The organism is Pseudomonas emilianonis (genome assembly GCF_023072625.1).
Lineage (GTDB): Bacteria > Pseudomonadota > Gammaproteobacteria > Pseudomonadales > Pseudomonadaceae > Aquipseudomonas > Aquipseudomonas paraveronii.
Genome location: NZ_JAKNRV010000194.1, coordinates 1 through 9,624, shown reverse-complemented (window position 1 = coordinate 9,624; position 9,624 = coordinate 1). Strand labels below are relative to the sequence as shown.

General features: G+C 63.1%; 11 protein-coding genes. 7 read left to right on the top strand and 4 right to left on the bottom strand.

What is annotated here, in order from left to right:
• Together L9Z73_RS18650 and araH are read left to right on the top strand one after the other, a co-directional pair.
• Positions 1–1,203, top strand: a 1,203-nt coding sequence (locus L9Z73_RS18650) for an ATP-binding cassette domain-containing protein (RefSeq protein ID WP_247403849.1), incomplete at its 5' end; no start/stop codon positions are given.
• Between the two features lie 9 nt (positions 1,204–1,212).
• A complete protein-coding gene (araH, locus tag L9Z73_RS18645; RefSeq protein ID WP_247403846.1) occupies positions 1,213–2,181 on the top strand; it encodes an L-arabinose ABC transporter permease AraH in 969 nt (322 codons plus the stop codon).
• A 15-nt stretch (positions 2,182–2,196) separates the two neighbouring features.
• Here araH and L9Z73_RS18640 read toward each other — a convergent pair whose 3' ends face one another.
• Positions 2,197–2,985, bottom strand: coding sequence for an AraC family transcriptional regulator (locus L9Z73_RS18640; RefSeq protein WP_247403843.1), 789 nt, complete (start codon positions 2,983–2,985; stop codon positions 2,197–2,199).
• Between the two features lie 85 nt (positions 2,986–3,070).
• Here L9Z73_RS18640 and L9Z73_RS18635 point away from each other — a divergent pair, with 85 nt between their 5' ends.
• From L9Z73_RS18635 to aqpZ, 3 genes are all read left to right on the top strand, one after another.
• Complete coding sequence (locus L9Z73_RS18635; RefSeq protein WP_247403840.1) at positions 3,071–4,069, top strand: bile acid:sodium symporter family protein; 999 nt, start codon at positions 3,071–3,073, stop codon at positions 4,067–4,069.
• 138 nt (positions 4,070–4,207) lie between these two features.
• Positions 4,208–5,392: a sugar transporter gene (locus L9Z73_RS18630; RefSeq protein WP_247403837.1), complete on the top strand. Its 1,185-nt coding sequence runs from the start codon at positions 4,208–4,210 to the stop codon at positions 5,390–5,392.
• Positions 5,393–5,513: 121 nt separating this feature from the next.
• Positions 5,514–6,218 (top strand): aquaporin Z, encoded by a 705-nt coding sequence (aqpZ, locus tag L9Z73_RS18625; protein WP_247403834.1) that lies wholly within the window; start codon positions 5,514–5,516, stop codon positions 6,216–6,218.
• 102 nt (positions 6,219–6,320) lie between these two features.
• Here the strand turns inward: aqpZ and L9Z73_RS18620 are convergent, their stop codons facing one another.
• Entirely contained in the window at positions 6,321–6,863 is a 543-nt protein-coding gene (locus L9Z73_RS18620) for an acyl-CoA thioesterase (RefSeq protein ID WP_247403831.1), read from the bottom strand.
• Positions 6,864–6,971: 108 nt separating this feature from the next.
• Between L9Z73_RS18620 and L9Z73_RS18615 the strand changes: the two genes are divergently transcribed.
• Complete coding sequence (locus L9Z73_RS18615; protein WP_247403828.1) at positions 6,972–7,931, top strand: GlxA family transcriptional regulator; 960 nt, start codon at positions 6,972–6,974, stop codon at positions 7,929–7,931.
• 23 nt (positions 7,932–7,954) lie between these two features.
• Here the strand turns inward: L9Z73_RS18615 and L9Z73_RS18610 are convergent, their stop codons facing one another.
• Together L9Z73_RS18610 and L9Z73_RS18605 are read right to left on the bottom strand one after the other, a co-directional pair.
• Entirely contained in the window at positions 7,955–8,284 is a 330-nt protein-coding gene (locus tag L9Z73_RS18610) for a hypothetical protein (RefSeq protein ID WP_247403825.1), read from the bottom strand.
• A 199-nt stretch (positions 8,285–8,483) separates the two neighbouring features.
• Positions 8,484–9,206: a pirin family protein gene (locus L9Z73_RS18605; protein WP_247403821.1), complete on the bottom strand. Its 723-nt coding sequence runs from the start codon at positions 9,204–9,206 to the stop codon at positions 8,484–8,486.
• A gap of 180 nt (positions 9,207–9,386) precedes the next feature.
• Here L9Z73_RS18605 and L9Z73_RS18600 point away from each other — a divergent pair.
• Positions 9,387–9,624 (top strand): DJ-1/PfpI family protein (locus L9Z73_RS18600; RefSeq protein WP_247403818.1); only part of this gene is annotated, 238 nt, incomplete at its 3' end.

Genomic DNA, 9,624 nt, shown 5'->3' with positions numbered 1-9,624 from the left:
CTGTTCCTCGGGCATTTGCCGGCGCGCTTCGGCGTGGTCAACCGCCGGCGGCTGCGCGAGCAGGCGCTGGCCTGCCTCAAGGGCCTGGCCGATGAAATCGACCCGCAGGAGAAGCTCGGCCGGCTGTCCCTGGGCCAGCGCCAACTGGTGGAAATCGCCAAGGCGCTGTCCCGTGGCGCGCATGTGATCGCTTTCGATGAACCGACCAGCAGCCTGTCGGCCCGCGAGATCGACCGGCTGATGGCGATCATCACGCGCCTGCGCGACGAGGGCAAAGTGGTGCTGTACGTGTCCCACCGCATGGAAGAAGTGTTCCGCATCTGCGACGCGGTGACGGTGTTCAAGGACGGCCGCTACGTGCGCACCTTCGACGACATGAGCGCGCTGAGCCACGACCAACTGGTCACCTGCATGGTCGGCCGCGATATCCAGGACATCTACGACTACCGCCCGCGCGAGCACGGCGACGTGGCGCTCAAGGTCGACGGTTTGCTCGGCCCCGGCCTGCGCGAGCCGATCAGTTTTGACGTGCGCAAGGGCGAGATCCTCGGCCTGTTCGGCTTGGTCGGCGCTGGGCGCACCGAGCTGTTTCGCCTGCTCAGCGGCTTGCAGCGCGCCACGGCGGGGCAGTTGGAACTGTGCGGCGAAAGCCTGAACCTGCGTTCACCCCGCGACGCCATCGCCGCCGGGGTGCTGCTGTGCCCGGAGGACCGCAAGAAGGAGGGCATCATCCCGCTGTCCAGCGTGGCCGAGAACATCAACATCAGCGCGCGCGGCGCCCATTCCCGGTTTGGCTGGCTGCTGCGCGAGGGCTGGGAGCAGGGCAACGCCGGCCGGCAAATCAGCGCGATGAAGGTCAAGACCCCAAGCGCCGAGCAAAAGATCATGTACCTGTCCGGCGGCAATCAGCAGAAGGCCATTCTTGGCCGCTGGCTGTCGATGCCGATGAAGGTGCTGCTGCTGGACGAGCCGACGCGGGGCATCGACATCGGCGCCAAGTCGGAGATCTACCAGATCATCCATGACCTCGCGGCGAGCGGTATCGCGGTGATTGTGGTGTCCAGCGACCTGATGGAGGTGATGGGGATTTCTGACCGCATTCTGGTGCTGTGCGAAGGCACTTTGCGCGGCGAACAACGGCGCGAACACGCCACTGAATCCAACTTGCTGCAACTGGCCTTGCCGCGTGGCCTGGCGAACTGAGAGACGACTATGACGACCCAACACAACGCGTTGCCGACGGCACGCAAACCCTTGGATATGCGCGCGCTGCTCGACAACTGGGCGATGTTGCTCGCGGCGCTGGGGATTTTTCTGCTGTGTGCCTTGCTGATCGACAACTTCCTCTCGCCGCTGAACATGCGCGGGCTGGGCCTGGCGATTTCCACGGTGGGCATTGCGGCTTGCACCATGCTGTTCTGCCTGGCGTCGGGGCACTTCGACTTGTCGGTGGGCTCGGTGATCGCCTGCGCCGGCGTGGTCGCGGCGATAGTGATGCGCGACACCGACAGCGTCATGCTTGGCATCGGCGCGGCGCTGCTGATGGGCCTGATCGTCGGGCTGATCAACGGCATTGTCATCGCCAAGCTGCGGGTCAATGCGCTGATCACCACGTTGGCGACCATGCAAATCGTGCGCGGCCTGGCCTATATCTTTGCCGACGGCAAGGCGGTGGGTGTGTCCCAGGATCAGTTCTTTGTGTTCGGTAATGGCCAGCTATTTGGCGTGCCGGTGCCGATCCTGATCACCATCGTCTGCTTCCTGTTCTTCGGCTGGCTGCTCAACTACACGACTTACGGGCGCAACACCATGGCCATCGGCGGCAACCCGGAAGCCGCGTTGTTGGCCGGGGTCAACGTGGACCGCACGAAAATCCTGATCTTTGCCGTGCATGGCCTGATCGGTGCGTTGGCCGGGGTGATCCTCGCGTCACGCATGACCTCGGGCCAGCCGATGATCGGCCAGGGCTTTGAGCTGACGGTGATTTCCGCCTGTGTGCTGGGCGGGGTGTCGTTGAGTGGCGGCATCGGCATGATTCGCCATGTGATCGCCGGGGTGCTGATTCTGGCGATCATCGAGAACGCGATGAACCTGAAGAACATCGACACCTTCTATCAGTATGTGATCCGCGGTTCGATCCTGCTGCTGGCGGTGGTGATCGACCGCATGAAGCAACGCTGAGCACCTTCCTCTGCATTAGCGGAAAAACTCGCCAGGGGTGGCGTCGAATTGTTGGCGAAACGCGTTGATAAACGCCGATGTGGATTCATACCCACACGCCAACGCCACATCCGTCACCCGCTCGCCTTGCTCCAGGGCGGGCAGGGTGCTGAGCAGGCGCAAGCGCTGGCGCCAGGCGCGGAAGGTCAGCCCGGTGTCACGCAAAAACAGGCGGCTGAGGGTTTTCTCACTGACCGCCAGCTTGCGGCTCCAATCCCCCAGGGTGGTGGGTTGCTCCGGGTGCAGGTTCAAGCTGCGATAGATCTGCCGCAAGCGCGGGTCCAGGGGTAACGGCAGCATCAAATCGACCTGGGGCGCCGCCGCCAGTTGGTCCAGTATCACCTGGGCGAGCCTGCCGTCCGGTCCCGCTTCGGCATATTCCACCGGCAGTTCACTGAAGCGGCGGATCAACTCGCGCAACAAACTGCTCACCGCCAACACCTGGCAACGTTCGTCCGCCCACCCGGTGACGCTGCAATCCAGGTACAGGCTGCGCATCTCCGTGTGCGGCGAGCTGTAGACCCGATGCGGCATGCCCGCCGGAATCCACACTGCGCGCTGCGGCGGCGCGACGAAGCGGCCGACACTGGTCTGGATCTCCAGCACCCCGGAAATCGCGTAGGACAACTGCACCCACGGGTGGCTGTGCCGACGGGTCAGGGCGCGGTTGGGCAAGGATTCAGTGCGCCCGTACACTGGGCGTGGCAGGCTGGAAAGCCCGGGCACGCTGCGGCGGACGGTCTTGTCATGTCCTTTAGGCGGCATTTACTGGCTCATTGGCGTTAGTCGGTAATAAAGCGTTACGTTAGAGTCGTGATGACGCTCTTGGCAACCCCGGAAGATCCTGCTTATGACTCGCCCGCGCTTTCTGCCCGACAATTTCACCCTGACCCTGATCGCCACGGTGGTCTTCGCGTCCTTGCTGCCCGCCAGCGGCCAGACCGCCGTGGCCTTCGGCTGGGTGACCAACCTGGCCATCGCGCTGCTGTTTTTCCTGCACGGCGCCAAGCTGTCGCGCCAGGCCATCGTTGCCGGGGCCGGTCACTGGCGCCTGCACCTGTTGGTGTTCAGCCTGACCTTTGTGCTGTTCCCGTTGTTGGGCCTGGCGCTCAAGCCGCTGCTGTCGCCGCTGATCGGCAAAGACCTGTACATGGGCATGCTCTATCTGTGCGCGTTACCGGCCACGGTGCAGTCGGCGATTGCCTTTACGTCGCTGGCGCGCGGCAATATCCCGGCGGCGATTTGCAGCGCGGCGGCGTCGAGCCTGTTCGGGATCTTCCTCACGCCGTTGCTGGTGACGCTGCTGCTGAATGTCCACGGCGAGAGCGGTTCGACCGTCGACGCCATGCTGAAAATCAGCGTGCAACTGCTGCTGCCGTTCGTCGCCGGGCAGATCGCCCGCCGTTGGATCGGCGAGTGGGTCGGTCGCAACAAGGCCTGGCTGAAGTTCGTCGACCAGGGCTCGATCCTGCTGGTGGTCTACGGCGCGTTCAGCGAAGCGGTCATCCAAGGCATCTGGCAGCAGATTCCGCTGTGGGAACTCGGCGGCCTGGTGGTGGCCTGCTGCGTGTTACTTGCCCTGGTGTTGGTGGCGTCCACGCTGTTGGGCAAGGCCTTCGGCTTTAATCAGGAGGACCGCATCACCATCTTGTTCTGCGGTTCGAAGAAAAGCCTGGCCACCGGGGTGCCGATGGCCCAGGTGCTGTTCGCCGGGGCGACCATGGGCGTGTTAATCCTGCCGTTGATGCTGTTTCACCAGATCCAGTTGATGGTGTGTGCGGCGTTGGCGCAGCGTTATGCCCAGCGCCCGGAAAGCATTCCGGAACTGATGGGGCAGGTCGACCCGTGATGGGCTATACCCTGATCCAGCCGAGGGCGATTTACCCCGGATGAGCGTCAACAGCCGACCGAGAAACCTATAGAATGTTCGGCGGCGGCGCTTGTCCTGGGTGGCCGTTCGATCATCGTCAGAGTGCCTCGCCCTTCAATGAGCCTTTCAACCGCAACGCCCCGTGCCAACTGGCAACCGGTCATCGCCCTCGCGCTGGCCGCCTTTGTGTTCAATACCACTGAATTTGTGCCCGTTGGCCTGCTCAGCGCCATCGGCGCCAGCTTCGACATGCCGATTGCCAGCGTCGGCCTGATGCTCACGATCTATGCCTGGATCGTGTCGCTGACCTCGCTACCGGTGATGCTGCTGACGCGCAACATCGAACGGCGCAAGCTGCTGATCGTGTTGTTCGGCCTGTTCATCGCCAGTCACATCCTCTCCAGCGTCGCCAACAGCTTTGGCCTGCTGATGGTCAGCCGGATCGGCATCGCCTTGTCCCACGCGTTGTTCTGGTCGATCACCGCGTCCCTCGCGGTACGCCTGGCGCCGGCCGGCAAACAAGTACAAGCCCTCGGCCTGCTGGCCACCGGCACGTCGCTGGCGATGGTGTTGGGCATTCCCCTTGGCCGCCTGCTGGGCGAAGCGATGGGCTGGCGCACCACGTTCCTGGTGATTGCGGCATTCGCTGCGGCACTGGTGTTCTGGCTGGCGCGTACCTTACCGCTGCTGCCGAGCCAGAACTCCGGCTCCCTGCGCAGCCTGCCGCTGCTGTTCAAGCGCCCGGCACTGGTGGCGCTCTACGTGCTCACCGCCATGGTGATCACCGCGCAATTCACCGCCTACAGCTACATCGAACCGTTTGTCGAACGTGTCGCCGGCCTGAGCGGTAACGTCGTGACCCTGTTCCTGCTGGTGTTCGGCGGCGCGGGCATCATCGGCTCGCTGTTGTTCAGCCTGGTACACCGGTTCAGCCCGCATCTGTTCGTGGTCGGCGCGGTGTTTCTGCTGGCCGCGTGCCTGGCACTGATGCTGCCGTTGAGCGGGGCCGAATCCTACCTCGTCGGCCTGAGCGTGTTCTGGGGCATGGCGATCATGGGCTTCGGCCTGGCCATGCAGTCTAAGGTCCTGGTGCTCGCGCCGGACGCCACCGACGTGGCCATGGCGATGTTCTCCGGTATCTACAACGTCGGTATCGGCGGCGGCGCGCTGATGGGCAGTTGGGTCGGCAGCCACTTCGGCTTCGCCTGGATCGGCGCGGCGGGTGGCGTGTTGGCGGCGCTGGCGTTGATCGGCTATTGCCTGGCGATCCGGCGGTTTGGGCAGGGTGTCGCGCGCGACTAAAACCAGACAAATCTTACAAGGCGCCTTGGCGCCTGTTGCTACCGTCACCCAGGACCTCCCACATCCTGTGGTGACGGCGATTGCCACGCCCTTCGAGCAGGGCCGTGGCGTTTGAAAAGCAATGGAGTCGATTGTGCAAAAGCGTTTGACCGCAGAGTTTGCAGGTACCTTCTGGTTGACGTTCGGCGGGTGTGGCAGTGCCATTCTGGCGGCGGCATTCCCGGAACTGGGGATCGGTTTTCTGGGAGTGTCCCTGGCGTTCGGGCTCACTGTACTGACCATGGCCTACGCGGTCGGCGGTGTCTCGGGCGGGCATTTCAACCCGGCGGTGACCATTGGCCTATGGGCCGGGCGCCGCATTCCCGGCGTCGATGTGCTGCCCTACATAGCCGCTCAGGTCGCGGGTGCGATTGTCGCCGCCGCTGCCCTGTTTGTGATTGCCAGCGGGCAGCCAGGCTTTGAAGTGGGTGGTTTTGCCGCCAACGGCTATGGCCCGCTGAGCCCCGGCCAGTTCGACATGAAGGCGGCGTTGCTGGCCGAACTGATCGCTACGTTCTTCTTTGTGCTGATCATCATGCGCGTGACCGCACCGGGCGCGGTTGCCGGCTTTGCGCCCATCGCCATCGGCCTGGCGCTGACCTTGATTCACCTGATCCTGATCCCCGTCACCAACACCTCGGTGAACCCGGCGCGCAGCACCGGGCCGGCGTTGTTCGCTGGCGTCGAGTACCTGGCGCAACTCTGGGCGTTCTGGCTGGCGCCGATTGCCGGTGGCGTGTTGGGTGCGTTGGCGGCACGTGGGTTGGAGGAGCGCAGCCCGGCTTGAATCGAGAACGGGGGAATCAAGCGCATTCCCCCGGCTAAAGGGTCCCTGTACGTAGCGAGAGACGGCGCTGGCGCCAACGTGAAGACGCTGGCAACCGCTGTTTCACGCCTGTTCCTCGCCTCGCAACTGCACGCTCATCGCATCGCAACTTTGCGCCCAGTCGCTCAGCCACTGCGGCATGGGCGGCGAGGCTTCGTCCAACCCCAGTTCACGCAAAAAATCCGCCGGGGGCAGGGTGCCCTTGGCTGAGCGGAACAGCCCGCGCATCACCACCACGCCGACCACCCGACCCTTGCTGACGAAACGGTGCTCCATCAGGCTCCACTTGTGGTCCCAGCCGAGCATGCGGGTGTGTACCTCGAACACCTCGAATAGCTTGAGCTCGCGGCGAAACTTGCCCCAGGTATCGCCCACGATCGGCAGCGCCTTGTTGCGCAGAGCCACGCGAAACGCGCCGGTGCGCAAGACAAAATCCATCCGCGCAACGTCCGCCAGGGAGAAGTAGCGGCCATTGGTGACATGCCGGTTGAGATCCAGGTCCAGCGGCCACACCCGCATGCGCACCACGGTGGTCGCCAGGCCATGGGCAGGTTTGCGCCAGGGGCGACGGCAGAGCATGTACAGCAATCGAAACCAGAGATTCATAGAGACGCCAAACAGTTAATCAGTGGCAGCACTGTAAGGGCGCCAAATCGGCTAAGGTAGGTGCGCAAATGACTTATTACATGCCAAAAGCGCAAAAAAGGTCCATGAATGCACATTACCTTGCTCCTGGCCGATCACTGTTCCGCCGCCAGCGCCACCCTGGCCCTGGAAATGCTCAGCGCCGCCAACCTGTTTGCCGACAGCCCTCCCTTCGAGGTTGTGGTCGCGTCCCTGGACGGCCAGGCCGTGAACGCCTGGGGCGGGCAGCGTCTGCAAGTGGACTGTTCGACCGCGCAGATCGGGCAGACCGACCTGGTGTTGATCCCCGGCTTTCTCTTCACCTTGAAAGAGGCTTTGCCGACGTTTGCCGCCTTTGGCCCCTGGCTGCGCGAACAGCATGGGCGCGGCGCTGTGCTGGCTTCGATGTGTACCGCCGCCTTTGTGTTGGCTGAAGCCGGTGTACTGCAAGGCTTGCATGCCACCACCCACTGGGCCTTTGCCGAGCTTTTCCGGCGACGCTACGCGGACGTGATCCTCGATGACGCGCAGATGCTCTGCGAAGAAAACCGCGTGATTACCGGTGGTGGTGCGAGTGCGGCGATGGACCTGATGCTCCACCTGATCCGCCGCTTCGGCTCGCCGGAACTGGCTCACACCTGTGGCAAATATCTACTGATCGACACGGTGCGCACGGTGCAGTCGGTGTACGCCATGTGGTCGTTGCCCAAGAACCATGGCGACGCGCAGATACTGCGCGTGCAGCATTGGCTGGAGCAGCACTGCGCCCAGACGCTGGTGATTGACGACGTGGCCGGGCACTTTGGTTTTGGTGTGCGTAATTTCAAGCGGCGTTTCAAGGAAGCCACCGGTTATACACCGATCGCCTATGTGCAGACCCTGCGCCTGGAGCGCGCCAAGCAGATGCTGGAATCGACGCGCATGACGCTCGAAAGCATCACCTACGCGGTGGGCTATGAAGACAGCAACTCGTTTCGGCGCCTGTTTCAGCAGCGGGTGGGGATGCTGCCGGCCGCGTATCGCAAGCGATTTCAAGCCAACAACCGATGAGCAGACGAAAAAAAACCGGCTGATCAGGCCGGTTTGGGGTGCTCCGCAAACAGCGCGGGGTCAGGCGTTGTTGCTGTGCAGGCGATCCGCGCCACCTTCAGCCAGACCACGTTCCTGCAGGCGATCCGCGCCACCTTCGGCGACACGGTTGCCTTGCAGGCGATCAGCACCGCCTTCAGCCAGACGACGGTCTTGCAGACGATCCGCGCCACCTTCAGCCAGACGACGGTCTTGCAGACGATCAGCACCGCCTTCAGCGATACGGCTGCCTTGCAGGCGATCCGCACCACCTTCGGCGACGCGATTTTCGTTGAGGCGATCAGCGCCCCCTTCAGCGACGACAGGGTGGGCAAAAGCGTTTGCTGCAAGTACCGAGAAAGCGAGGCTAAGCAAGAGTTGGCGTTTCATGAGAGTGTGCTCCGAGTGTTTGATTAGGGTGTTGCCTGGTATGGGTTTGATGTTACGCGTTGCCATTTTTAAGAGAACTTCATTGGGTTGATGGTGACTATCGATGCCAGCGATAGCCCGTGTGGGCGGGCTATCGTGCAGCGGTCACGGCATCTGCGGCAGTTCCAGGGGGCGCAGGTCAAACACCAGTACTTCGGCATCCTCACCGTGGCTCAGGTGGATCTGACGCTCATCACGCACGCGGGCACCGTCGCCTTCCTGCAGGCGCTGGCCGTTGATCTCGACGCTGCCACGGGCCACATGGATGTACACGTGGCGGTCCGGCGCCACGTCCAGGCGTGCGCTTTCGTCGGCGTTGAACAGCCCGGCGTACACCCGTGCATCCTGACGCACGTGCAGGGAGCCGTCGGCGCCATCCGGCGAGATGATCAACTGCAAGCGGCCACGTTTCTGCGCTTCGCTGAAGTGCTCTTGCTGATAGCGCGGCTCGGCGCCGGCCACATTCGGCACGATCCAGATTTGCAGGAAGTGCACGCCACGGCTCTGGCTATGGTTGAACTCGCTGTGGGCTACGCCGCTGCCGGCGCTCATCAGTTGCACATCGCCGGGGCGGATCACCGAACCGGTGCCCAGGGTGTCCTTGTGTTCCAGGGCGCCTTCGAGCACATAGGAGAAAATCTCCATGTCGCGGTGCGGGTGCTGGCCGAAGCCACGGCCTGCCGCGACGCGGTCATCGTTGATCACCAGCAGGTCGGAAAAACCCTGTTCGGCGGGGTTCCAGTAGTTGGCGAATGAGAAGGTGTGGAACGACTTCAACCAACCGTGATTGGCGGCGCCGCGATCGGAGGCTTTGCGAAGGGTCAGCATGGTGGTGTCCTCAAGTCAGAGCGGGCTGCGAAATGCAGGGCGCTTGCGTTGAGAAGAAGGTTACTGGTTACTGAAATATTCATTAAGAAGCTGATATCTGAATAACTGTCGCGCTGAAGTTGACAGTCTCAGGCGTGGCATAATGGCCGCTGCCTTCCTTCCTGATGGACGTCTCTCTCTATGAACACCGTGGCCATGGCGCTGTTTCCAGACTTCCTCCTGCTCGACATGGCCGGGCCGCTTGAAGTGTTTTCGATTGCCAACCGCTACCTGCCAGCGGCGCAGCACTATCAGATCCTGACCATCGGCACCGAGCCCGGCCCGCTGCGTGCGTCCAATGGCGTGGTCGTCCAGCCCGACCTGCTGCTGGCCCAGGCGCACGAGGCCTATGACCTGCTGCTGGTGCCGGGTGGCCCCG